Raw genomic sequence first — 25,904 nt, 5'->3', positions numbered from 1 at the left:
TAAAAAAATAGTACTATTAAAGTATGAAATATCTAATTTTAATTTTAATCATAACTACATCTTTATTTTCAAAAAATGTAAAAATAGATAAAGCTGTTGCTGTTGGAATCTTTGATGAAAATGGAAATGGAGAAAATATTCAACATTTAAGAGAGACTAAAAACGACTATAATGGTTTATGTTACTCAAAAATAGTAGTTTTTGGAAATTACCAAAATCAAAAGATTGATGTAAAAATAGGAAAATCAATAGGTCACAAAATAAAATCAATTCCTATTTACAGTAAAAATAAGACTAAAATAGGTGAAGAAATCAGTTTCAAACACTACAATATTACAAAAGGATATTTTGAAGTAAAAATTGAGAATAAACTTTTTGATACAAAAGTTTTTGTCAAATAATTAAATTCAAAACTTAATTTATACCAAATGTATATAAATTAGTCAAAAAAGTTAAGATTTTTTTTATATTAGTAGCAATAACATAGCAATTTTTAAGTTTATGAAGTGTATAATTAATTCAAATAAGAGGTTTTCATCATTATCTCTCCTTAGTAAATAACTTACAATAATTGTAACTATTTCAGATGGAACTTACTTATTTACTTTACTTCTTAATTAAATTTAGTCATACAAGGAAATGTAGTGGGTACTTTTCCTTGTATCCTCAAAAAAAAAATCAGAAAGTTTAAAATTGTTTAATATCTAATAGAGGATTAATAACTTGTAGTTTTTATAAAAGCTAGCAGAAGCTAACTTTTACATATATTTTTTAAGAACTTCAGGAATAGCAACTGTTCCATCTTCTCTTTGATAGTTTTCCATAATAGCTAACAGTGTTCTTCCAACTGCTAATGATGAACCGTTTAATGTATGAGCTAATACATTTTTCTTTCCATCTTTATATCTAATTTTTGCACGTCTAGCTTGGAATTCTCTTGTATTCGAAATTGAAGAAATCTCTCTAAATTTTCCTTGACCTGGTAACCAAACTTCTAAATCTATTGTTTTAGCTGCACTAAATCCAAGGTCACCAGTACATAACATTACTTTTTGATGAGCAAGTCCAAGTGAGCTTAATAAATCACTAGCACAAGATACCATTTTTTCAAATACTTCATCTGATTCATCTGCTTTAGTAATAGCTACCATTTCAACCTTGTCAAACTGGTGTTGTCTAATTAAACCTCTTGTATCCCTTCCTGCACTTCCCGCTTCTTTTCTAAAACAAGGAGTATAAGATGTAAGCATAAGTGGTAACTCTTCAGCCGGTACTATTTCATCATTATAAAGATTTGTAAGTGATACTTCTGCTGTTGGAATTAAGTATAAATCTTCACCTTCAATTTTAAATAAATCATCTTCAAATTTTGGTAATTGACCTGTTCCTTGAAGTGTATTTGTATTTGCCATAAATGGAACATACCACTCTTCAAAACCTCTTTGTCTGTTAAAATCTAACATGTAGTTGATTAAAGCTCTCTCTAATCTTGCACCCTCACCTCTAATAGCTGAGAATCTTGATTTTGCTAGTTTAACACCTCTTTCAAAATCTAACCAACCATTATCTAAATCCCAGTGCTCTTTTGGTTCAAAATCAAAAGATGGTTTTTCACCAATAACTTCTAAAACAACATTTTCATCTTCATTTGCTCCATTTGGAACATTTTCATCAGGAAGATTTGGAATTCCAAGTGCTAATTTAGTTAACTCATCTTCTATAGCTCTAACTTCATCTTCAAAAATTTGTTTTTGTGATTTTAATTCATTGATTTGAGCTTGTAAAGGAGCAATATCTAGTCCCTCTTTTTTATATCTTCCAAACTCTTTTGATAATTTATTTTGTTCAGCAGTAACATCTTCCATCTCTTGTCTTTTAGCTTTTGCTGTAAGTGAGATTTGTTGAAGACTGTCAAGAATATCTTGAGATACACCTTTTCTTTTTAAGGCAGTTGCAGTTGTATCGAACTCTTTTTGTAGTAGTTTTATATCAATCATTCTAACTCTTTGTCTTTAATTTTTTTGCATTATAGCTAAAAAAATCTACAAAGAGATTAGAATAAAAAATTATCCGTTCATTTCCATTTTAATAATAACTTCACCATCAACATACTCTGCTTTGAACTTATGTTTATGACAGAAGTCTTCATTCATAGAAATACACATTAATTGTGCTTTTTGTAATGCTTCATCAACTGTTTCAAATTGCGACTCTGCTTCATAATCAGAGTTTCTAAAACAGCCACATTGTCTTTCAACTTTAACTGTAGTCATATAATATCTCCTTTTTAAATTTTTGAAATTCTATCAAAAGTTTTATATCATATACTTTTAGTTAAATATAATCCTACTTATTATAAAGTTTTTAACAATAAACCTTGAAAGACTTTTTGATGAAAAATAAATTTTTAAATGTTACTTTACTTATGATTATAATTGGTGTAATTCTATTTTATATTACTGCTCAATTTATACAACCTAGTCCTAAAAAAGAGATTACCATAGCAACTGGTTCAAAATCAGGTCAATATTATGAAACAGCACTAAAATATAAAGAATTATTAGAAAAAGAGAAAGTAAAAGTAAATATCATAAATACAAGTGGTTCTATAGAAAATCTAGAATTAATACAATCAAATAAAGTTGATATTGCTTTTGTTCAAAATGGTAGTATAAAGAACTCTTCAAATATTGAAGCCTTAGCATCAGTATACAATGAACCACTATGGATATTTTATAATAAAAAATTACATGATGTAGAATATATTAAAGATTTAAATGGTAAAAAAATTTCTATTGGTGAAGCTAAAAGTGGCACTGAAGATTTAAGCTTAGAAGTTTTAAAAACAAATGGTATTAATAATGAAAATAGTAAGCTTTTAAACCTTAACACAATAGAAGCTAAAGAAGCATTAATTTCAGGAAAGATAGATGCAATGTTTTTGGTCACTTCTTCAAATAATAAAATTTTAAAAGAGTTATTACAAAATAAAGATATAAATCTATTTTCATTTAGAAGAGCAAATGCTTATAGTAAAAAATTTACTTACTTAAATAGTGTCAACTTATATGAAGGAACAGTAAATCTTCATAAAAATTTACCAAATGAAGATAAAAGACTATTAGCAACTACTGCATTACTAGTAACACATAATGAATTTTCTGATGAACTAATTAGAATTTTTATAAAAAAAGTAAAAGAAGCACACTCTCAAAAAGGAATGTTTGAAAAAGAAAATGAATTCCCAACTCTTAGTGGTATAACTATTCCTATAAATGAAGAGGCTCAAAGATATTTTACCCATGGAGATACTTGGCTAGAAAAGATTTTTCCATATTGGATAGCTTCAAATTTGGATAGATTAAAAATTTTATTAATTCCTTTAATTACATTAATGATTCCTATTTTTAAAGGGATATTTCCTTTATATAGATGGAGCATTAGGTCAAAAATTTATAGATGGTATGACGAACTTCAAGCCCTTGATTTATCATTAGAAGGGCTTAGTAAAGAAGAGTTAAAAGACAAACTAAATGACTTAGAAAAATTAAAAAAAGAGATTAAAGATGAGACAAAAGTTCCCCTTGCATATATGGGAGAATACTATGATTTAATCATGCATATTGAGTTAATTATATCAAAGTCAAACATTAGAATCCAAAGTGAGTAATTTTAGGTAGTTTTGATATAATGTCAGCAAAAAATAAAAGGACTTTGATTTGAGAATTTTATCAGGAATTCAACCATCTGGAACTATTCATATCGGTAACTACTTTGGTATGATTAAACCAATGATTGAATCACAAGATGATGGTGATTTATTTGCATTTATTGCATCATATCACGCACTAACTTCAGTAAAAGAAAAAGAGGTTTTAGAACAAAACACTTTTGAAGCAGCAGTAAACTTTTTAGCACTTGGTATGGACCCAGAGAAATCTACATTTTGGGTACAACATCATGTAAAAGAGGTTTTAGAACTTTACTGGTTATTATCAAATCATACTTCAATGGGACTGCTTGAAAGAGCTCACTCATACAAAGACAAAACTGCACGTGGTATTCAAGCTAATCATGGACTATTTTCATATCCAGTTTTAATGGCAGCTGATATCTTACTATTTGATTCAAATATAGTGCCAGTTGGAAAAGATCAAATTCAACATGTGGAAATGACAAGAGATATTGCAAATTCATTTAATCATGCTTATGGTAAAGAAGTTTTTGTAATGCCTGAATCAAAAGTAGATGACAATGTTGCAACAGTTCCAGGAACAGATGGAGCTAAAATGTCAAAATCATACAACAATACTATTGATATGTTTAATACTAAGAAAAAAATTAAAAAACAAGTTATGGGAATCGTAACTGACTCTAAAGAACTTGATGAGCCTAAAGAGTGGGAGAATTGTAATATTTATAAACTTTGTGAACTATTTATGAATGATAATGAATTACAGCAGTTACAACAAAGATATGCAACTCCTGGTGAAGGATATGGTCACTTTAAATTAACACTTCTTGATAAAATCAATGAGCATTTTGAACCATACGTTCAAAAAAGAGAACACTTCTTAAATAATCCAAAAGAAGTACATGATATTTTAGCTTTTGGGGCAGATAAAGCTAGAAAAATAGCTTCTGCTAAAATGGAAATTATTAGAGATGCAGTTGGATTAATTTAATCATATAAAAGATTGATTTTAAATCAATCTTTTTATTCTTTAAACACTTTTTTATTTACATTATCTATTACTGTTGTTGCAATCTTATCTGTTGAAGTGGCAACCTCATGTGTTTCATAAGCTATTTTAGCATTTTCTTGAGTTTGTCTATCTAAAGATGAAACAGCATCATTAATTTGCTCTATTCCACTTAGCTGTTCTTTACTAGAAAACTCTATATTTTTTATTAACTCAATAGTATCTAAAATATTTTGATTAAGTTCAACATAACCATCAGCCATATTAGTTGCTATATTTTTTCCATCATTTGCTTTTGAAGTAGCATTTTCAACTAAATCTTTAATCTCTTTTGCAGCTTCTGCGCTTCTTGAAGCTAAGTTTCTCACCTCTTGAGCAACTACTGCGAATCCTTTTCCTGCTTCACCTGCTGTTGCTGCTTCTACTGCTGCGTTTAGGGATAGAATATTTGTTTGAAATGCAATCTGATCAATTACCACAATAGCTTCATTAATTGAAGAGATTTGAGTATTTATATCATCCATTGAGCTATAAGTTTTAGAAGCAAGTACTTCTCCATCTTTAACAGACTTAGTAACAGTATTTGCTAAATTTGACATTTGAGCAACTGTTTGAGTATTGTCTCTAATATTTGAAGTCATTTGCTGTAAAGCTGCTGCAGTTTCCTCTAAATTTGAGGCAGCCTCATTTGAACTATTATTTAAAATTTGAACATTGCTTAAAAGTGTGTTTGAACTCTCTTTTAGATTTAAACCATTCTTTTTATTTTCTACTAACATTGTAGTAATAGATAAACCTAAAGTATTAACACCTTCTGCTAATTTTAATAAGTGTTGAGTTAAACCATCAGGATTTACTTTATTAGTATATTTATAGTTACTATACTCATCTAATACACTTAAAACATTTTCAATATTCTTTTCTAAATTCTCTGCCATGTTGTTTAAAACAGATTTTAATTTAATTAAGGCTTCATTTGATACATTTGTTTCAAGTCTTTGAGATAAATCACCTTTTTGAAACTCACCTAAAACTTTAATTGTATCTTCAATTATATGTCTATCTTCTTCGATATCTTTTTGTACTTTTTTTATATTTTCATTTAATAAGTTTGACATTTGACCTAGCTCATCTTTTGTCTTTAACTCAACAAACTCTATATCAGTACTTTTTTTATTTAGATAATCAAAAAAGTTAACTAAACCATCTTGAAATTTGTATATTGGTTCAATCAATACTTTATTTAAAGAAGGAAGAATAATTATTACAGTTAAAATAATCAGTACAACACACACTAATACAGAAATCATCAAAGAATTATTTATAGAGTTTGCAATATTCTCTTCTAATACATTCATTTGCTTTTCAATATCATCAACATAAATACCAGTAACTATAGTCCATTGTAATTTTGGAATATAAACAGAAGATGCCATTTTTGGTACAATTTCTTTTGTGTTTGGTCTTTCATAGGAATATGTAACAAATTTATTATCTTTTGCAAAGTTAATTAAATCTTTCCTAAAAGCATAACCTTTTATATCAGGCTTTTCTATATTTGTTTTCTTACCATTTAACTGTGGTTTTATTGGATGAAATCCAAAATAGTAACCATCATCTCTTTTTTCATAAGCAAAGAAATAACCACTATTATCTTCTAAGTATCTAATACCACTTAATAAATCAATTATTCTTATTTTTGCTTCTTCAATATCATCAGTTTTTGATAATATATTGTCAACTAATGATTTAATTGATACCAACTCATTTCTTAATAGTGATTGTTTCTCTTTAATAGTTGACTTTTCAAAATTACTAAGTGTATCTTCTAAAACTATATCTGTGTTTATATAATTTATAATAGATAATAAAATAACACCTAATAAAAAAGGTACTAAAGAAAAAAGCAATAACTTTGACTTTAACGATTCCATAAACCCTCCTACTACAAATAATTTATTGGGAATAGCTAAAATTATATAGTTTTTTTGGTAAAAATACTTTTACTTTATATACTTTATTTATGTAAATTATAAAATTTATTTATATTTTTATAATAGTAATTATTAAAATTAGAATTATGTAATAAAACTAATATCTATTTTTTACAAATAAATATTAGTTTATCAGCATCTTCATCGCTGTGAAGATTGAAGTCTCTAATTTCTTGTACTTCAAAACCACATTTTTTTAGTAGTTTTTCTAAGTACTCTTTTGAGTGGTACTCTTGAACTATACTATCACTTTCTTTAGTGAAAGTTCCATTATCATTTTGAGTAAAAACTGTTAGGTCTGTTTGTAAGTTTTTTTCATCAAAGTTTGCATCAATAGCTATAAATCTATCTTCTAAATCTATAGTAATGCAGCCTTGGGCAATCTCATCAAATCCAAAGTATGAGTTTACATCAAATACAAAATATCCACCATCATTTAAAACATCATAAGACTCTTTTATAAAAGTTTCTAAGTGTTCTTTTGGAATATAGTTTAATACATCAAAAATTGCTGTTGAACAATCAAACTTTTCACTAACTTCATTTAGTGGTATTGCTTTGGCATCTAAGCCTTTTTCTTGGCAAACTTTGATTTGCTCTACACTAAGGTCTGTTCCAAAAGCTTTTTTACCATTGATTTTAAGATTTTCTAAAAAGTATCCTTGACCACATCCAATATCAATGATGTTATCAAGTTCATTTACCATCACAAACTCCATAAACTGTTTGTGTAAAGTATAAACCTCATCTTCAAAATCTAAGAAAGGTTCTATTTTAGAGTATAGTTCTAATCCCATTATAAAGTAGCTTCTATCTTTTCTTTTAAATCTAAGATTAAATCTTTTTTAGCGTAAAATGAGTTTTTATTAGCAATTAAGTGTGCAGAACTTTCCATGATAGTAGGACCTACTTCAAGACCATTTTGTTTCATTGTTTCACCAGTTTCAACAATATCAACAATACAATCTGATAAACCAACTAATGGTGCAAGTTCAATAGAACCATAAAGTTTGATAATCTCAACTGCCATTGCTTTTTCTTCAAAGTATTTTTTAGCTATTTTTTCATGTTTTGTTGCAACTGTAATTTTACTTTTAGTCATATCAAGTTTTTCACCCTTTCTTAGACCAAAAGCAACTTTACATTTTCCAAGTTGTAGGTTTAGAAGTTTGATTAAGTCATACTCTTTTTCTTCTAAAACATCTTGTCCTACAACTCCTAAATCTGCTGCCCCATGCATTACATATGTTGGTACATCTTGGTTTCTTACATTTAAAAATCTAAAACCACTTTTTTCTAAGATAAGTTTTCTATTCTCAAATACAAATTTTTCACCAAAAGCTTTCTCAAATTTGTCTAAAGTCTCTTCTGCAATTCTTCCCTTAGGCAATGCAATCGTTAGCATCAATAATCCTTTTCATGTTCTCAAATATTAAATCTTTTTTGTATGTGCTATTTTCAAAATATTTACTTAATAGTTTTCCATCTCCACCTGTGAAGATGATTTTTTTGTTTTCGCTTACTTCTTTGATTGGTAAAATGATAGATTTCATCATAGCGTATGTAATAGCATCTTTTGTTTGAAGCGGTATTTTATCTAAATTTATATTTTTTTCAAAATCAAACTTTAGTTTTTTGGAAATTTTTGGATAAGTTTTCATAAATGCTCTAAATCCAGGTAATATAAATCCACCTTGATGCTTTCCTTTTGACATAATATCAACAGTAATCGCACTACCTGCATCAACTATTACTGAATCTTTTTCAAAATAACTAGCAATTGCCCTATCAATACCAAGTCCTACATAAGAAGTCTTAAAATTCATTAATTTCTTGATATTTTTAGCTTGAGGATTAACTTTTTTCAACTCTTTAGTCGCGCTTTTATTTACTGATACATAATATATTTCTTCATCAAATTTTGGAAGCTTTTCATCTAAAAAATATTTTTTATGTTTTCCCTTGATGAAAAAGTGGTAAGTGCTATTACCAATATCACATAAAATCAACTCTTACACTCCATCCGTTTTCTTTTAAAAATGTTTTTGCTTTACTACATAGTGGACTTGAAATCAGTAACTCTTTTTTCTTAAAATTATGACCTTCAAAATCTGCTAACTTTCCACCAAGTTCTATTAAATCTTCTGCATTTTTTCTTAAAAATCTACTTTTAGCATCAACTATAAATATTGCATAATAATTCTTATCAACACTTGTTGCACTATAAATTCCAATTTTTTTTCTACTTCCAAGCTCTTTTGGAGTAACTTCTTTAATATCTTTAAAAAGTACGTTTTTATTTGTAAAATATTTTGTTAAATCTTTCAATTTTTTCCTTTTATATTGCCGCAATTATATCAAATAATAATTAAAGCAAATAAAATACACAACTTCTACATAACTTTTAAATATAATTTAATTATAATTCTTAAAAATTTTCTAAGAAAAGAGCAAATCATCGACTACGAAGAACAATCAAAAATAACAAGAGTAATAATAAAAGCTGCAGTATTAATGTTAGAGTTTGGAGCAGAAAGTATTCTAATAGAACAAACTGCCCAAAGATTAGGAAAAGCCTTAGGAGTGGATTCAGTAGAAATCTCACTAATCCCATCTGCTATTGTATTAACTACACTTCTAAAAGGTAGGTCTGCAACTACTACAAGAAGGGTTCATCACAAACCAATTAATATGTCAATTGTATGTGATGTACAAAAAATGGTAATAGAAATTGAAAAAGATAAACATGACTCAGATTGGGTAACTACTCACATGAAAAATATTCAACCAAACTATTATAATAGGTGGTTAGTTATTTTAATGGTTGGACTTGCTTGTGCTTCATTTTCATATCTTTATGGTGCAGATATTTGGGCATTTGCAATTACATTTATTAGTTCATCAATTGCTATGTATATTAGACAAGAGTTATCTAAAAAAAGATTTATGTTGATACTTACTTTTGGTATAACTGCATTTATAGCTACACTTTTATCTAGTACTTCACTATTATTTAATTTAACTAATACTCCAAATGTAGTATTTGCAGCTAGTGTACTTTTATTAGTCCCTGGATTTCCATTTGTTACATCATTTTTAGATGGCTTCAAAGGATATTTAAGTATGGCTTGGGGTAGATGGCTTCAAGCTTCACTTCTTACAATTGCAACTTGTATGGGTATTATTTTAGCCATGAGTGTATTAAATATAAAAGGCTGGTAATGAGTGGTTTGATTTTTGATATTATTATAAACTCTATTTTCGCTTCAGTTGCTTCAACTGGTTTTGCAATGCTTTTTAATGTGCCCAAAAATGCCTTGATTTATTGTGCTATTGGTGGAGCAATGACATACATCATAAAAGACACTTGCATGGATTTAGGACTATCTATAGAATTAGCAACTTTTATTGCTTCTGCATTTATAGGGGTTGTAGCATTAAGATGGTCAAAAAAATTCTTGATACCTAGACCTGTTTATACCGTAGCTTCAATTATTCCTATGATTCCAGGAACTTATGCATTTACAGCAATGATAACTTTAGTTGATATGAATTCTCATGGTGTAACACCTGAGCTTATTGAAATTTTTATAGAAAATGGATTAAAAGCAATATCAATTTTAGGAGCTATAAGTTTTGGTTTAGCATTAACATCTTTATATTATATGAGATTAAATAGACCAGTGATTTAAACACTGGCTCTATTTTTATATCTTTTATAGTACCAAATACCTAAAATTACAAGAGTGATTAAAATTGCAACTATTATATATCTTAAATACTCTTTTATAAGGGCTTCATTATCACCTAAGTAATAACCTAATAGAGTTAAAATCACAACCCAAATAGCTGCACCTAAACTTGTATAAATAGAAAAAATTAGTAGATTCATTCTTGCAAGTCCTGCTGGAAATGAAATATATTGCCTAACAGCAGGGATTAATCTTCCAGAAAAAGTAGAGATATGTCCATGCTTTTTAAAGAACTCTTCCATCTTTTCTATAGTTTGTTCTTTAATAAAAAAATATTTACCATATTTAATTAAAAACTTTCTTCCAAATTTTACTGCTAAATAATAGTTAAAAAGTGCTCCTGCAAGTGAACCTGCAATTCCAGCTGAGATAGCTATATATATATTCATTTCACCTTTATAGGCTAAATATCCTGCTGGTACCATAACTACTTCAGAGGGAAATGGGAAAAATGAGCTCTCTAAGAACATCATAAAAAAAATTCCAATATATCCTAACTGACTAACTGTACTAACTATAAAATCTATTATCTCATGAAACATTCATATTATCCTTAATAATTAAGTGTGACATTTTATCATTTTATTTTTAGTATTAGTTTATTGAAAATTAATAATTTGTGAAGATTTATATTTATGAGTTATTTATGTAGTAACTTATTGTTTATCACAGATAAACAATAAGTTTACGAAGATTTTAATTATTTTCTAAGCTCTTTAATTTTTGCAGCTTTACCTTTTAATCCTCTTAGGTAGTGAAGTTTAGCTCTTCTTACTCTACCTCTTCTGATTACCTCAAAAGATTTTAAAGACTCAGAGTATAATGGGAAGATTCTCTCAACACCAACAGAGTTAGCACCGATTTTTCTTACTGTAAAAGTTGCACTTACACCTTCACCACTTCTAGCAATAACTACACCTTCGAAAGTTTGAACTCTTTTTTTCTCACCTTCTTTAATTTCAACACCTAATCTAACTGTGTCCCCTGCTCTAAACTGAGGAACTTCTTTTTCTGCAATTTGCGCTGCTTCGAAGCTTGCAATATATCTATTTTTCATTGTATTTCCCTTTGGTGAAAGTGCCCGCATTTGCAAGTTGCGGGGTATCACACTTCTATTTTGTTTTTTTGTTGGTAACTAAACCTGGCCTAAAGTATCTCGTCTTGCAAATAGATAGACCATTTTTTAAGTCGGATATTTTACTATGGTTTCCCTTTAAGAATTCTTTAACCACACTTAAATTTTGGAAATTTTCAGGTTTAGTAAAAGATGGAGCTTCTAAAAGGTTGTTTTCATAACTTTCCATTACTAAAGAATCAGCATTTCCAAGAACACCTTCAACATTTCTTGAAATCGCATCCGCCATTACAGTTGATGCTAATTCACCACCTGTTAATATATATTCTCCAATTGAAAATACTTCATTTGCATATTTTTCAATTACTCTTTCATCAATACCTTCATATCTACCACAAACAAAAACTATGTTTTTTTTCTTGGCTAATCTTTTTGCATCATTTTGATTAAAAGGCTTTGCTGCTGCTAGTGGAAATATTATATATGCATCTTCATTTTTACTTTTAATTTCATCTAAACAATCAAAAAGTGGCTGAGGAGTCATAAGCATTCCAGCTCCTCCACTAATCATCTGTTTATCAACTTTTAGATGTTTGTTTGTTGTGTAATCCCTAGGATTATAAAACTCATAATCTATAAAATTTGAGTCAATTGCTCTTTTTAATATTGAATCTTGAAAATATGGTTCTATTAGGTTTGGAAATAAAGTAACAAAAGTAAATTTCAATTTATCCCTTATTGATTTTTCTAAATATTATCTAATTTTAAATTAAGTTTAGTTTTTCTGGGTATAATTGCGCCCTTAAAATTTTATGAAAGGATTGTTGTGAAGTCACCAAAAGGTTTTGGAAAAAAATATTTTACATTTGCTAGTATATTAGCTCATAATGTACAAAAAAAACTAGAATCTCAAGTAACTATTGCGAAAAAGACTTTACAATATAGACTATCTAAAGATTGTGATGAACTTGAAAATGAAGATCCACCGGAACTTCTTTTATGCTTAACTAATACAATCAATTTTAATAAACCTTGTCATTGTGATTGCCTGTTTAAAGTAAAAACAAAACTAACAGTCTCACTTTTTAAGTTTATTCCTAGATGTCCATATTATACTACTTGTTTCGCATTTAGACGAACAGGAGTACACCCACCACGATAACTTTAATATTTAAATAACAAAAACAAATCAAAATAAAAAATATTAAAGGATATATTAATGTCAGTAAATTCATACGTTGTAGGTTTTCCAAGAATTGGAGAACAAAGAGAGCTTAAAAAAGTACTAGAAAGTTTTTGGGCAAAAGATTGCTCATTTGATGACGTAAAAAAAGTTGCAAGTGATTTAAAGAAAAGACACTGGAAATATCAAAAAGATGCAGGAATTGAATTTATTAGTTCAAATGATTTTTCACTTTATGATAATGTTTTAGACACTTGTATTTTACTAAATGCTATTCCAAAAAGATTTAAAAACTTAAAAAATGAAGAACTTTATTTTTCTATGGCTAGAGGAAATGATTCAACTGTAGCAATGGAAATGACAAAATGGTTTAATACAAATTATCATTATATAGTTCCTGAATTAAGTTTAGAAGATGAATACAAATTAAATGCTACAAAAATCGTTGAAGAGTATAAAGAGGCTAAAGAGCTAGGAATTAAAACAAAAATAAATATTATTGGACCTATTACATTTTTAGCCTTATCAAAAAGAGTTGATAGAGGTGATACTTTTGAATTATTAAATAAAATATTACCAATTTACGAAGAGTTACTAAAAGAGTTAGAAAAACTTGATGATGAGATATTTGTACAGTTTGATGAACCTACTTTTGTAAAAGATAATGATTCTAAAATATTAAGTTTAATAAAACCTGCATATGATAGATTGTGTGAAGTAAGTAAAAATATTAAAGTTGTTGTTACTACATATTTTGAACATTCAATAGAGGCTACAAAAGTTTTAGTAAATACTCCTGTATGGGGAATTGGTTTAGATTTCTTATATGGAGAAGAGAATATTCAAGCATTAGAAGATATTTCAAAAAGTAATAAAAAACTAATTGCAGGAATAGTTGATGGTAGAAATATTTGGAAAAATGATATTCAAACTTCTTTAGAAAAACTAAGTAATATATCAAAAACTATAGATAAAGATAATTTAATTGTTTCTTCATCTTGTTCATTATTACACACACCTTTTACTTTAAAGTATGAAGAGAAACTTCAAGATGAAATAAAAGATTGGCTAAGTTATTCTTGCGAAAAACTTGAAGAAATAAATTTAATTTCAAAAATTTTCTTTAATGGAGTTGATAATTTAAAAGAAAAAGAGTTATTGGATTTAGAAAAAAACATTAAATCAAATTTTGAAAGAAAACACTCAAATCTAATCCATGATGAAAATGTACAAAAAAGAATTAATGTAATAAACAGCTTTGAAAACTTTTCAAGAGATGGTTCTTTTCAAGAGAGAATAAAACTACAAAAAGAGATTTTAAAATATAAAGATTTAGCAACAACAACAATTGGTTCTTTTCCACAAACACCTGAAGTTAGAAAGTCAAGAAGAGACTTTAAAAATGCAACAATATCAAAAGAACAATATTTAAAAGATATGAAAAACTATATTGATGAGTGTATAGCTTTTCAAGAAGATTGTGATTTAGAAGTTTTAGTTCATGGTGAGCCTGAAAGAAATGACATGGTTGAATACTTTGGAGAACAATTAAAAGGATTCGCATTTTCTCAAAATGGATGGGTTCAATCTTATGGAAGTAGATGTGTAAAACCTCCTTTTATTTTTGGAGATATTAGTAGACCAAAAGCTATGACAGTTGATTGGATTACATATGCTCAAAGTAAAACAAAAAAAATCATGAAAGGTATGCTAACAGGTCCTGTTACTATTTTAAATTGGTCTTTTGTAAGAGATGACATACCAAGAAGTGAAATTTCTAAACAAATTGCAATTGCTATAAGTGATGAAATTGATGATTTACAAAAAGCTGGAATAAAAATTATTCAAGTTGATGAAGCTGCGTTTAAAGAAGGATACCCTTTAAGAAATGAAAAAATTAAAGATTATGAAAACTGGGCAGTAAGAGACTTTAAAATAGCAGTTAGTAGTGCAAAAAAAGAGACTCAAATCCATACTCACATGTGTTATAGTGAGTTTAATGATATTATTAAAACTATTGAAGATATGGATGCAGATGTAATCTCTATTGAAACTGCACGAAGTGGAAATGAACTACTTAAAATATTTAAAAAAGTAGGATATAAACAAGAAGTAGGACCTGGAGTTTATGATATTCACTCTCCTAGAGTTCCAAGTGTGGAAGAGATGAAAACTCAAATTAAACTATTACTTAAAGTTTTACCAAAAGAACAATTATGGATAAATCCTGATTGCGGATTAAAAACGAGAAAATGGAAAGAGACTAAACAAAGTCTATTAAATATGGTAGAAGCCGTAAAGCAAATACGTGCAGAGTATAGATAGGGGCTAGTCCCTATCTAAAAATAGTTTATATTTAAAGAAGTAAAAACTATTTTTAGATATTATTCCAAGGAAATAACATGAAAAGAAACAAGATGATAACGTTAGATGATATAAAAAGAGCAAAAAAAAATCTAGAAGGGATATCTTATAATACTCCTTTTACAAAAGCACCATTTTTAAGTGAAACTTACAATAGTGAAATCTATTTAAAAAAAGATAATTTACAACTTACTGGAAGTTTTAAATTAAGAGGAGCTTTTAATAGAGTTGCTAATTTAAGTGAAGAAAAAAAACAAAATGGTGTAGTTGCAGCAAGTGCAGGTAATCACGCACAAGGTTTGGCATTTGCAGCGAATTACTTCAATATTGAAGCTACAATTTTTATGCCTGAAGCAACTCCTTTAACAAAAGTTAGTGGAGTAAAACAATATGGTGCAAATGTTGTATTAACAGGAGAAAACTTTGATGAAGCCTATGCTGCTGCTAAAAAGTTTACAAAAGAGCATAACAAAGAGTTTATTCACCCTTTTGCTGATGATGATGTTATTGCAGGGCAGGGAACAATTGCCCTAGAAATACTTGAATCAAATCCAAATTTAAAACAAATAATAGTACCAATTGGAGGTGGTGGATTAATCTCAGGAATTGCAATTGCAGCAAAAGCTATAAATCCTGATATTAAAATTATCGGTGTGGTTGCAACAGGTGCAAGAGCCATGAAAGAGTCATATAGATCTCAAATGCCAATTGATTCAACTTCTGTTAGAACAATTGCAGATGGAATTGCAGTTAGAGATGTAACACCTAAACTTCTTGATATTATTATCGATTATGTAGATGATATTGTTGAAGTGAGTGATAATGAAATAGCAAATGCAATTCTATTTTTACTAGAAAAGCATAAACTTGTAGTTGAAGGTGCAGGTGCTGTTTCAACAGCTGCTATTATGCATGAAAAAATTGATATTGAAGATAGTGAAGTTTGTGCTATAGTTAGTGGTGGTAATATTGACGTAACAATGATTTCACAAATTATAGAAAAAGGTTTAGTAAAATCATATAGAAAAATGAATTTAATTATTAAATTAATGGACAAACCAGGTTCTCTTACTAAACTTACTGAAATCTTTAAAGAGTGTTCAGCAAATATCGTTCAAATCGATTATGATAGAGACTCTATAAAGCTTGAATTTGGTGAAGCCCAAATTACAATTGCACTTGAAACAAAGGGTGAAGATCACCAAAAACAAATAAGAGAATCTTTGAAACAAAACGGTTACAAATTTAAACAAATATAAGTTAATTTTAATACTAAAGAAAATTTTTAGATTAAAAACAATATAATAGGCACGTAATTTAGTGTTGTGAAACATAAAAAGGAAGAAAATGGAAGGAAGACTGTTTACGTTCTTAGGCGCTATCGGTGGTCACGGTCAAGAATGGATGATTCTATCTCACTACATTTTAGTAATTGGTATTATTTTCTTAGTTGCAAGAGCAGCTACTAAAAACTTACAATTAGTTCCAACAGGAGCACAAAATGTAATGGAAGCCTTTGTAGGTGGAGTTATATCTATGGGTTCTGATACTATGGGTGAGAAAAATGCTAGAATATATATGCCTTTAATTGCATCTTTAGCATTAGTAGTTTTTGTTAGTAACTGGATGGGACTTATCCCTGGTTTCGAGTCTCCAACAGCAAACATTAACTTTACATTATCTTTAGCACTTATAGTATTTGTATACTATAATTATCTTGGAATCAAGAAAAATGGTTTTATAAACTATTTTAAACATTTTGCTGGACCTATGCCTATTTTAGCACCTTTAATGTTCCCAATCGAAATAATTTCTCATTTATCTAGAATTGTTTCACTATCTTTCAGACTTTTTGGATCAATTAGAGGAGATGACATGTTCTTAATGGTATTACTTATGTTAGTACCTTGGATTGTGCCTCTTTCTGGATTCTTTATGTTAGCTGCGTTTGGTTTTTTACAAGCGTTTATCTTTGCAATTTTAACTTATGTTTATATTGCAGGATCTATTATGATGGAACATGAAGATCACTAATTAGTTTCAAAAGACTGATTAACACATAAGGGAAGATAATTTTTATCTTCCCTTTTTTTATGGCAAATATTATATAATTCTTTTAATTTTACAATAAAGGAATGCATCTAAATGCAAGAGGAGTTTATAAGTTATTTAATAACTGATCCAAAATACTACTCAGATAATAAAGAGTTATTTGAAAAAAATCTATTTAAAGTCTTATCAAAAAATAGAGTTGATTTTGCATGTTTTAGGGATAAAACATCACCTAATTTTAAAGATTTAGCAGAAATATTTGTAAAAATTTGTAAAAACTTTGATATAAAAAAAATTTTAATAAATGGTGATTATGAACTTGCAAAAAAGCTTAATGCAGATGGAGTTCATTTAACTTCTAAACAATTTGATGATATAACAAAAGCGAAAAAATTAGGTCTATACACAATTATCTCATGTCATAATTTTAATGATATTGAAAAAGCTCAAAATAGACATGTAAATGCCATTACTTATTCACCAATTTTCAAAACACCTAATAAAGGTGAACCAAAAGGTATTGATAAATTAAAACAAACAATTAAAATATATGAAGATATAGATATTATTGCTCTTGGTGGAATAGTAAATGATGAGCAAGTTGAACAAATTAAAAAAAGTAAAGCTTTTGGATTTGCTTCAATTAGATACTTTATTTAACCTCATCAATACTTACTGATTCATCATTCATATAAACTAAATAAGAGTATACATTTGATGTATTAAAAATATCACTTATAGCCTTTTTATAATGATTTACTTGCACTTTATGTTCAAGATGTTTTTCTTTAGTAGTTTTATAATCAAGAATATAGTAACTATCATTTTTATATAATAAAAGATCAATAATTTTTATCTCCTCTTTATATATTATGGATTGTTCACTTATAAACTCAGAATCCTTAATCAACTCTTGAAAAGTAGTATTTTGAAGTAGATTAAAAATACTATTTTTTATTTTCTCAAAATCATTTAATTCTAAATAATTTGAATATCTACTTTTTGCCAAATTAATACAATAATCTAAGCTATCTATGTTAAACTCATCCATCATTTCAAGGCAATAGTGTGTTGCTAGACCAAAATACTTAGAGTGTAAATGATTTTCATAATACTCTTTTTCAGTACTTATTTGTTTATCTTGAAGACCTAATTTAAGTGGTTTATAAATAACCTTCTCAACTTTTTCATGATTCTTTGATAAATTTTCACTTGTAATTACTTGTCCAATTTTTATAGGACTCATACTTAAATAGTCAAAAACTGAAGCTTTCTGCTTTTTAAAAATAACCATATTATTTTTTGCTCTAGTTAAAGCAACATATAAAATATTTAACTCATCTTCAATAACTAAACTCTTCTCTTTTTTTAAAGCTTCAAAATACTCTTTGTTATAATTTTCATAGCCTTTTATCTTATAAAAAATATTTTTTAATTCTATATTTTCATAATTAAAAAGTAAGGTTGATCTATCAGCATTTTTCTTTTTAATTCTATCTAGCATCAATACAGTGTGAAACTCTAGACCTTTTGATTTAAATATAGTTAATATTTGTAATCCCGTTGATTCACTATTTTCAATAGTTGAATCTAGCTTATCAATTTCATAAACAAAATCAACTATATTATTATAAATTTTACACTCATCTATAAATTTCACTACATTTTCATCTATTATTTCAAGATTAGTAGAAATCTCTTTTACAAGTTCTTGCATTGATTTTTTATCTAAATCTATTTCAAAATTAAATTCGTTTAAAAGCTTTTTACCTATTAAAGCATTTAGATTCTCTTTATAAATATCCTCTTTAAAATAGATATATTTAACTGCATTTATAACAGCTTTAACATTTTGTTGATTTATTAATTTAGATGTCATTTCAGTTGTTATTTTAAGACTTGGAAACTTTTTCTTTAAATAGTAATACAAACTTAAAACATCATCATTTGTATATGTTAAAATTGCAATATCATTTGAGTTAATACCTTCTTTCATTAAAGAAGCAATCTTAGAAGCTATATTTTTATATTTTTCATCTTCATCCAAAGCACTATCTTCAATAACTTCAACATATCCACCTTTAGTAATACTTTCTTGTGCATAGTACTCATAATTAGATAAATTTAAAAACTGCTTGTTTACAAATTCAATAATATTTTCACAAGATCTATAATTTGTATTTAATACTTCAACATCTATTAGATTATTACTATTAGCAACAAAATCGAAAAGTTCCCTTTTCCCACCTCTAAATCTATAAATAGATTGTTTAGTATCTCCAACATAAAAAAATGTTTTAAATTTACTTGTATCTCCTGATAAAATCTCCTCAATTAAAGGATTTAAGATTTTATATTGAAGTAAAGATGTGTCTTGAAATTCATCAATTAATAGATGGGAAAAATTTGAATCTAGCCTAAAATATAAAAAATCTTTATCTATTTTAGTTGATAATAATTCATAAGTTAAATTTGATATATCATTAAATTCTAGATAGTTTTTTCCCTTATTAAAAGAGAGTTTGAACTCTTTAAACATTTTATATAATTCAAAAAGCTTACTTAAACTATATCCAGCTCTTAATTTATAATAAATCCCCATTTGTTTTTTTAACTCTAAAAAATATTTATCTAAAGTCTCATTTGCACATTTTTTGAAATTTCTATGTTCACTTAGTAAATCTTTTTCAAGCCATGTCCTACCAAACAATTCATCAAAAGTTTCAAAACTAACCATACCCTTTACCGTATCAGATGCACTGGGGCAATTTAAAATATGCTCTTTTATTTTTAAACCCTCTTTTAAAGTTTGCTCTTTTTGAAAATCAATAAGTGTTGCATCAATATTTACAATATCTATCTCTTCATTCTTTTCAAGTAGATCTTTAAATAGTTCAAAAATAGAATTAAATTTTTTATTTTCATAAAGTGAAAAATCAATTAATATTTCAAACTGCTTTGGATCAAGTGATTGTAAAAACTTCATACTTAAAGCTTCTATATCATCATATTTGATTTCAAAATCATCACTTATTCCAATATATCCACAAAACTCTCTAAGAATTTTATTTATGAATTTATCAATTGTGAAAATAGATAAGGTCGCGTTTGAAAATGAATTTATTAATTGTGTTTTTTTTCCTAGAATTTCACTTTTAGTAAGTCCTGATTGATTTACAATTTGTGTTAAGTAAGCTTCATCATCACCTAAAGTAAGTAGTGTTTTATAAATTCTCTCACTCATTTCATTTGCAGCTTTATTGGTAAATGTAAGAGTTAGTATTTCATTAGGTTTTGCACCAAGAAGTAAAAGAGATATATACCGTACTGTTAAGGCAAAAGTTTTACCACTTCCAGCACTTGCTTTTAAGGCTAAATATTTTTTCATATTAACATAATACTAAATTTTTAATTAATAAGATAGTTTTAGATATAATCAGCCTTAAAATTTTCACAGGATAATTTATGCAAGCTAAACATCAAAAGGTACAAACGCTACTTGATGCTATACCACACATCAAAAAATTTTACGGAAAAACTATTGTTATTAAGTATGGTGGTTCAGCACAAACTAGCCCAGAATTAAAAGAAAAATTTGCAGAAGATATTGTTCTTCTTTCACTAGTTGGTATTAAGCCAGTTATTGTTCATGGTGGAGGAGCTAGAATCTCTGAACTTTTAAATAAATTAGAGATTCATTCAGAATTTGTAGATGGTCATAGAGTAACATCAGAAGATACAATGAGAGTTGTTGAAATGGTATTAAGTGGTGAAATTAATAAAAATATCACTTCACTTTTAACTCACCATGGTGCAAAAGCTATTGGTATTTCAGGAAAAGATTCAGGAATTATAAAAGCAACTCCAAAAGAAAATGGTAAGTTTGGATACACAGGTGTTATTACAAGTGTTGATGGAACATTAATTAATAATCTTATAAAAGAAGGATTTATTCCAGTTATTGCTCCTATTGGAGATAGTGCAGAACCTAATCATCCTGGTTTTAATATCAATGCAGATGTTGCAGCTTCTAAAGTAGCTCAAGCTATTGGAGCACAAAAAGTACTATTTTTAACAGATACTGTTGGAGTTTTAGATAAAGAAGGAAATCTTTTAAATTCTCTTGATAAAAAAGATGTACAAAACTATAAAGACAATGGAACAATTGCTGGTGGAATGATTCCAAAAGTTGATTCATGTATTGATGCAATTTACAATGGTGTTAATAAAGCTCATATTATTGATGGTAGAGTTGAACACTCAATTTTACTTGAATTATTCACAAGTGATGGAATTGGCACTCAATTTTTAAGAAAAGACAACCCAAATAATGGGATTGATATGGAAAAACTACTAAACGATTAAGGAAATATTGAAATGAATTTTATAGAAACTAGAGGAAATGATGGAGTTAAACAAAGTGAAGTTACTTTTAGTGAAGCAATTTTAAATCCAAGTGCTTCATTTGGTGGACTTTATGTACCTGAACAATTACCCAAATTAGAAGATAATTTTTTACAAAATCATTTAAATTCATCATACAAAGAGCTTGCGTATGATATTTTAAAAGCTTTTGAAATCGATATTGAAGAACGTGAGATTCAAAAAGCTTTAGATTTATATGATAATTTTGATGATGCTTCAAATCCTTGTCCTGTAGTAAAAGTAAAAGATGACCTTTTTGTACATGAACAATATCATGGACCTACACGTGCTTTTAAAGATATGGCATTACAACCTTTTGGTTCTATTTTAAGCTCAATTGCAAAAGCTAAAAATGAAAAATATCTTATCTTAGCAGCAACTTCAGGTGATACTGGACCAGCAGCTTTAAATACATTTAAAAATAAAGAGAATATCCAAGTAGCTTGTTTATATCCAGATGGTGGAACTAGTGATGTTCAAAGATTACAAATGGTTTGTGAAGATGGTAAAAATCTAAAAGTTATTGGAATTCATGGTAACTTTGATGATGCACAAAGTGCTTTAAAAAATTTACTTGCATCTGACTCATTTAAAGAAGAGTTAAAAAATGATGGCATTAAACTTAGTGCTGCAAACTCAGTTAACTTTGGAAGAATTATTTTCCAAATCATCTATCACTTCTGGTCATATATCCAACTTTTAAAACAAGAAGAGATAACTTATGGTGAAAAAATCTATCTTGTAGTTCCATCAGGTAATTTTGGAAATGTTCTTGGAGGATTTTATGCACTTCAAATGGGTGTTCCAATTGAGAAACTACTAGTTGCTTCAAATGAAAATAATATTTTAACTGAGTGGATTAACACAGGTGTTTATGATATCACGGATAAAGAGTTAAAATTAACTAAATCTCCAGCTATGGATATTTTAAAATCTTCAAACATAGAAAGGGTAATATATTCTCTTTATGGTGCAAAAAGAACTAAAGAGATGATGGAAGATCTAAATAGTAACAAAAAGTTTGTGATGAGTGAAGATGAAACAAAAGAATTACAAAAATATTTTAGTGCAATAAATTCAAATGATACATATGGTGCAAAGGTTATCAAATCATTTTTAGATGATGGATACTTAATGGATCCACACACAGCAACTTGTATAAAAGCTTATGAGAATTTAAAAGAAAAAGATTTAAAAACTGTTATTTATTCAACAGCTGAGTGGACAAAATTCTCTCCAACAGTACTTAATGCCCTTTTAGAAAATGATGAAAAATATGCTGATAAAGAAGCTTTAGAAGAAATTTCTAATAAATTTAAAGCAAATCTACCTCAAAACATAAAAGAATTATTTAATTCAAAAATCATTCATAATACAATCATTGAAAAAGAAAATATTGAATCTGAAATTGTAAAATTTATTAGAGAATCATAAGATTCTCTAATAAAACACTTCCTATAAAATACTTGTTTTTTATGTGTAAAAACTTCCCATTTTTCCTTTTATAAGCTATTCTTATGCTGTGAATCAATTCTATTTAAGTATGAAAATTATATAATTAGGCGATTAAAAAAACTAAAAAAAGGAAGCCAAATATGTCTAATCAAACAAATAGACGAGATTTTATTGGTTACTCATTTGCAGCTGTTGCAGCTGTAGGTGGTGCTGCGTCGCTTGTTGGTATGAAACAAGTTTGGGATCCATTACCAAGTGTTCTTGCTGGTGGATTTACTAAATTTGACTTAAGTACTTTAAAAGCTGGAGAACCTGAAGTTATTACTTGGAGAGGTAAGCCAATTTTTGTTCTAAAAAAAACAAAAGAGATGGAAGCATCTGAAAGAGATTTAGTAATTGGTGAAGATAGATTCACTGTTGTTATTGGTCTTTGTACTCACTTAGGATGTATTCCTGCATGGAAAAAAACTATGTGGAAATGTGCATGTCACGGTGGAGAGTTTACTCCTTCTGCTAAAAACGTATTTGGTCCACCACCAAGACCTCTTGATTTAGCTCCGTTTAGTGTTTCTGGTACTACTATTACTTTAGGTGAAGATGGTCCTGAATACCAAAAAATGCTTAAAGCAGTAATATAAGGGAGTTATTATGGCAAAATTTGAAAAAGCAAACTCTGTTGGTGAATGGTTAGACCAAAGACTTAACACTACAGCTTTAAATAAAGTATTAATGACTGAATACTGGATTCCAAAAGATATTAACTTCTTATGGGCAATGGGTGTTCTTTTAGCAACTACATTTGGTATCTTAGTAATCTCAGGATTATTCTTAATGATGTACTACAAACCAGATGTAAATTTAGCATTTGATTCAGTAAACTATACAATTATGCAAGAAGTTGCATTTGGTTGGTTATTTAGACATATGCATGGTGTTGCAGCTTCTGTTGTATTCTTAATTATTTATATTCACATGTTTACAGGTATCTACTATGGTTCTTATAAGCAAGGTAGAGAAATGATTTGGATTTCAGGTATGTTATTATTCATGACATTCTCTGCTGCTGGATTCTCTGGATATATGTTACCATGGGGACAAATGTCTTACTGGGCTGCTATGGTTATTACTAACTTATTTGGTGGAGTTCCTGTTATTGGTGATCAATTAGTTATCTGGATTAGAGGTGACTTTAATGTTGCTGATGCTACTTTAACTAGATTCTTCATGTTACACGTATTCTTATTACCTATTACTATTATGGGGATTATTGGTTTACACTTCTATACATTAAGAATTCCTCACGTTAATAATCAATCATCTGAAGATATTGATTTTGATGCAGAAGCTGAAAAATATTTATCAGGAAATAAAAGAGAATCAAAAGTTATTCCTTTCTGGCCAGTATTTATTTCTAAAGATTTAGCAGTATTAGGTATTTTCTTAATCTTCTACTTCTATTTAGTATTCTTCCATTATAACTTTGCAATGGACCCAGTTAACTTTGACCCAGCAGATGCAATGGTAACACCTGCGCATATTTACCCAGAGTGGTATTTCTTATGGTCATATGAAGTATTAAGAGGATTCTTCTTTGATATTGCTGGATTTAAAGCATTTGATATTGGATTAATTGCATTTGCATTTGCAAACGTTATATTCTTAGTATTACCATGGCTAGATAGAGATCCAAAAATCTTACCAGCACACAAAAGACCTATGTTCTTTATTTGGTTCTGGATTTTAATGGTAGACTTAATAGTATTAACTGTATATGGAAAATTACCTCCAACAGGTGCTAATGCTTGGGTTGGATTCTTCTCAGCGTTAGCATTTATTTTATTATTCGTTGTATTACCTATTATTACAAAAATTGACGCGAAGAAAAGAGGAGATGCATAATGAGAGAATTAAAAATATTAGCAGTAGTAGTAGTTCTAACACTTATTACTTACTGGGGAGTTGAGCCATTTGCTCACTCTCAAATGCATCCACATGTAGCGCCAGCTGATTTTACTTTTTCTGATACAAAAAAAGATGTAGCTGATGTTAATGAATTAACAGGTGACGTAGCAAATGGTCAAGTTTTAGTAACATCAAACTGTACTGCTTGTCACTCAATTGAGTCTCAAGGTTTCCCAAAATTAATGGATGATGCATCTTCAGCTGCTGCTTACGGTGTAACACCTCCTGATTTAGGAAGTGCAGGAAAATTGTATAATGAATCATATTTAGCTGCATTTATTAAAAATCCTGCAAAAGCTGCTTTAGTTGAGCACAAATTCCAAGATGGAAAAATTCACCCAATGCCAGGATACGACTGGATGCAACCACAAGAGATTGCAGATATGATTGCATATTTAAAATCTATTGCTCCAAAAGAGATGACAAATAAAGAAGTATTTGTTAATGCTTGTCAAAGATGTCACGGTATTAAATATGCTGATATGTTAAATGGTACAATGGCAGCATTTACACCTGATGCTGATATAAAAAAATACATGGGTAAATTACCACCTGATTTATCTCAACACATCAGATCTAGAGGTGCTGGATACTTAGAGACGTTTATTAACAACCCTCAAAAACACTTAGAAGGTACTGCAATGCCTAGAGTTGGACTTAATGAAGAGTCACAAAAACAAGTTATTGCATACTTAGAAGAAGTTGGTGATTCTAAAAAGTCTGAGAGAGAAGAATTAGGACCTAAATTCTTAATCTACTTAGTTATCTTTGCTATATTTGCCTTCTTATGGAAAGCAAGTAAATGGAGAGAAGTTCATTAAGAACTTATTTTAAAATATTACAAGCTAGAAGTAATTTACTTCTAGCTTTTTTTATGTGAGTAAGAATTCAACACTAATCTTATCTTTTAGTTATTTATTAAAATAATCAACATGTTTT

Annotated in this window: 26 protein-coding genes; 15 read left to right on the top strand and 11 right to left on the bottom strand. The window is 28.2% G+C overall.

Annotation, left to right across the window (positions count from 1 at the left end; genetic code table 11):
• The first annotated feature begins 23 nt into the window (after positions 1–23).
• A complete protein-coding gene (locus APAC_RS01760; protein ID WP_130232480.1) occupies positions 24–401 on the top strand; it encodes a hypothetical protein in 378 nt (125 codons plus the stop codon).
• Positions 402–758: 357 nt separating this feature from the next.
• Here APAC_RS01760 and serS read toward each other — a convergent pair whose 3' ends face one another.
• Both serS and APAC_RS01750 read right to left on the bottom strand, forming a co-directional pair.
• Positions 759–1,997: a serine--tRNA ligase gene (serS, locus tag APAC_RS01755; RefSeq protein ID WP_130232479.1), complete on the bottom strand. Its 1,239-nt coding sequence runs from the start codon at positions 1,995–1,997 to the stop codon at positions 759–761.
• Between the two features lie 69 nt (positions 1,998–2,066).
• Entirely contained in the window at positions 2,067–2,273 is a 207-nt protein-coding gene (locus APAC_RS01750) for a hypothetical protein (protein WP_130232478.1), read from the bottom strand.
• A 119-nt stretch (positions 2,274–2,392) separates the two neighbouring features.
• Between APAC_RS01750 and APAC_RS01745 the strand changes: the two genes are divergently transcribed.
• Together APAC_RS01745 and trpS are read left to right on the top strand one after the other, a co-directional pair.
• Positions 2,393–3,670 (top strand): TAXI family TRAP transporter solute-binding subunit, encoded by a 1,278-nt coding sequence (locus APAC_RS01745; protein WP_130232477.1) that lies wholly within the window; start codon positions 2,393–2,395, stop codon positions 3,668–3,670.
• Positions 3,671–3,719: 49 nt separating this feature from the next.
• Positions 3,720–4,685: a tryptophan--tRNA ligase gene (trpS, locus tag APAC_RS01740; protein WP_130232476.1), complete on the top strand. Its 966-nt coding sequence runs from the start codon at positions 3,720–3,722 to the stop codon at positions 4,683–4,685.
• A gap of 32 nt (positions 4,686–4,717) precedes the next feature.
• On the opposite strand, the gene APAC_RS01735 is transcribed toward trpS, so the two are convergent.
• From APAC_RS01735 to APAC_RS01715, 5 genes are all read right to left on the bottom strand, one after another.
• Positions 4,718–6,637 (bottom strand): methyl-accepting chemotaxis protein, encoded by a 1,920-nt coding sequence (locus tag APAC_RS01735; protein WP_130232475.1) that lies wholly within the window; start codon positions 6,635–6,637, stop codon positions 4,718–4,720.
• Positions 6,638–6,801: 164 nt separating this feature from the next.
• Entirely contained in the window at positions 6,802–7,494 is a 693-nt protein-coding gene (locus APAC_RS01730) for a class I SAM-dependent DNA methyltransferase (RefSeq protein WP_130232474.1), read from the bottom strand.
• Positions 7,494–8,102: an ATP phosphoribosyltransferase gene (hisG, locus tag APAC_RS01725; RefSeq protein WP_130232473.1), complete on the bottom strand. Its 609-nt coding sequence runs from the start codon at positions 8,100–8,102 to the stop codon at positions 7,494–7,496. The genes APAC_RS01730 and hisG overlap by 1 nt, the downstream gene beginning before the upstream one ends.
• Entirely contained in the window at positions 8,080–8,706 is a 627-nt protein-coding gene (locus tag APAC_RS01720) for a type III pantothenate kinase (RefSeq protein ID WP_130232472.1), read from the bottom strand. Before APAC_RS01720 ends, hisG begins: the two co-directional genes overlap by 23 nt.
• Entirely contained in the window at positions 8,693–9,025 is a 333-nt protein-coding gene (locus APAC_RS01715) for a hypothetical protein (protein ID WP_130232471.1), read from the bottom strand. The genes APAC_RS01720 and APAC_RS01715 overlap by 14 nt, the downstream gene beginning before the upstream one ends.
• A gap of 69 nt (positions 9,026–9,094) precedes the next feature.
• On the opposite strand from APAC_RS01715, the gene APAC_RS01710 reads away from it, so the two are divergent.
• Complete coding sequence (locus tag APAC_RS01710; RefSeq protein ID WP_337584622.1) at positions 9,095–9,919, top strand: threonine/serine exporter family protein; 825 nt, start codon at positions 9,095–9,097, stop codon at positions 9,917–9,919.
• Positions 9,919–10,389, top strand: coding sequence for a threonine/serine exporter family protein (locus APAC_RS01705; protein ID WP_130232470.1), 471 nt, complete (start codon positions 9,919–9,921; stop codon positions 10,387–10,389). Before APAC_RS01710 ends, APAC_RS01705 begins: the two co-directional genes overlap by 1 nt.
• On the opposite strand, the gene APAC_RS01700 is transcribed toward APAC_RS01705, so the two are convergent.
• The 3 genes from APAC_RS01700 to trmD all read right to left on the bottom strand — a co-directional run bounded on the left by APAC_RS01700 (position 10,386) and on the right by trmD (position 12,251).
• Positions 10,386–10,991, bottom strand: a complete 606-nt coding sequence (locus APAC_RS01700; RefSeq protein WP_130232469.1) for a DedA family protein — start codon at positions 10,989–10,991, stop codon at positions 10,386–10,388. The two genes, APAC_RS01705 and APAC_RS01700, sit on opposite strands and share 4 nt — an antisense overlap.
• Positions 10,992–11,149: 158 nt before the next feature.
• The gene (gene rplS / locus APAC_RS01695) at positions 11,150–11,506 is read right to left on the bottom strand and encodes a 50S ribosomal protein L19 (protein WP_130232468.1); all 357 of its coding nucleotides are present in this window, start codon (positions 11,504–11,506) and stop codon (positions 11,150–11,152) included.
• Between the two features lie 55 nt (positions 11,507–11,561).
• Positions 11,562–12,251, bottom strand: coding sequence for a tRNA (guanosine(37)-N1)-methyltransferase TrmD (trmD, locus tag APAC_RS01690; RefSeq protein WP_130232467.1), 690 nt, complete (start codon positions 12,249–12,251; stop codon positions 11,562–11,564).
• Positions 12,252–12,350: 99 nt separating this feature from the next.
• Between trmD and APAC_RS01685 the strand changes: the two genes are divergently transcribed.
• The 5 genes from APAC_RS01685 to APAC_RS01665 all read left to right on the top strand — a co-directional run bounded on the left by APAC_RS01685 (position 12,351) and on the right by APAC_RS01665 (position 17,783).
• Positions 12,351–12,686 (top strand): hypothetical protein, encoded by a 336-nt coding sequence (locus APAC_RS01685; RefSeq protein ID WP_130232466.1) that lies wholly within the window; start codon positions 12,351–12,353, stop codon positions 12,684–12,686.
• Between the two features lie 57 nt (positions 12,687–12,743).
• On the top strand, positions 12,744–15,032 hold the full coding sequence (gene metE / locus APAC_RS01680) for a 5-methyltetrahydropteroyltriglutamate--homocysteine S-methyltransferase (RefSeq protein ID WP_130232465.1): 2,289 nt from the start codon (positions 12,744–12,746) through the stop codon (positions 15,030–15,032).
• A gap of 92 nt (positions 15,033–15,124) precedes the next feature.
• Complete coding sequence (gene ilvA, locus APAC_RS01675) at positions 15,125–16,330, top strand: threonine ammonia-lyase (protein WP_130234559.1); 1,206 nt, start codon at positions 15,125–15,127, stop codon at positions 16,328–16,330.
• Positions 16,331–16,418: 88 nt separating this feature from the next.
• Positions 16,419–17,105, top strand: a complete 687-nt coding sequence (locus APAC_RS01670; RefSeq protein WP_130232464.1) for a F0F1 ATP synthase subunit A — start codon at positions 16,419–16,421, stop codon at positions 17,103–17,105.
• Positions 17,106–17,216: 111 nt separating this feature from the next.
• Positions 17,217–17,783, top strand: a complete 567-nt coding sequence (locus tag APAC_RS01665) for a thiamine phosphate synthase (protein WP_130232463.1) — start codon at positions 17,217–17,219, stop codon at positions 17,781–17,783.
• Here APAC_RS01665 and APAC_RS01660 read toward each other — a convergent pair.
• Positions 17,776–20,511 (bottom strand): RecB-like helicase, encoded by a 2,736-nt coding sequence (locus tag APAC_RS01660; RefSeq protein WP_130232462.1) that lies wholly within the window; start codon positions 20,509–20,511, stop codon positions 17,776–17,778. The two genes, APAC_RS01665 and APAC_RS01660, sit on opposite strands and share 8 nt — an antisense overlap.
• A 77-nt stretch (positions 20,512–20,588) precedes the next feature.
• On the opposite strand from APAC_RS01660, the gene argB reads away from it, so the two are divergent.
• The 5 genes from argB (at position 20,589) to APAC_RS01635 (ending at position 25,786) form a co-directional block, all read left to right on the top strand.
• Complete coding sequence (gene argB, locus APAC_RS01655; protein ID WP_130232461.1) at positions 20,589–21,488, top strand: acetylglutamate kinase; 900 nt, start codon at positions 20,589–20,591, stop codon at positions 21,486–21,488.
• A gap of 12 nt (positions 21,489–21,500) precedes the next feature.
• Positions 21,501–22,982 carry a threonine synthase gene (thrC, locus tag APAC_RS01650; protein ID WP_130232460.1) on the top strand — a complete coding sequence of 494 codons (1,482 nt, stop codon included), beginning with the start codon at positions 21,501–21,503 and terminating at the stop codon, positions 22,980–22,982.
• Between the two features lie 161 nt (positions 22,983–23,143).
• The gene (locus tag APAC_RS01645) at positions 23,144–23,641 is read left to right on the top strand and encodes a Rieske 2Fe-2S domain-containing protein (RefSeq protein ID WP_130232459.1); all 498 of its coding nucleotides are present in this window, start codon (positions 23,144–23,146) and stop codon (positions 23,639–23,641) included.
• A 10-nt stretch (positions 23,642–23,651) separates the two neighbouring features.
• Entirely contained in the window at positions 23,652–24,902 is a 1,251-nt protein-coding gene (locus APAC_RS01640; RefSeq protein ID WP_130232458.1) for a cytochrome b, read from the top strand.
• Complete coding sequence (locus tag APAC_RS01635; protein ID WP_130232457.1) at positions 24,902–25,786, top strand: c-type cytochrome; 885 nt, start codon at positions 24,902–24,904, stop codon at positions 25,784–25,786. The genes APAC_RS01640 and APAC_RS01635 overlap by 1 nt, the downstream gene beginning before the upstream one ends.
• The last annotated feature ends 118 nt before the right edge of the window (positions 25,787–25,904 follow it).

Source organism: Malaciobacter pacificus, from assembly GCF_004214795.1.
Classification (GTDB): domain Bacteria; phylum Campylobacterota; class Campylobacteria; order Campylobacterales; family Arcobacteraceae; genus Malaciobacter_A; species Malaciobacter_A pacificus.
The sequence above is the reverse complement of the archived record's forward strand: the minus strand, read 5'-3'. Positions and strand labels throughout refer to the sequence as shown.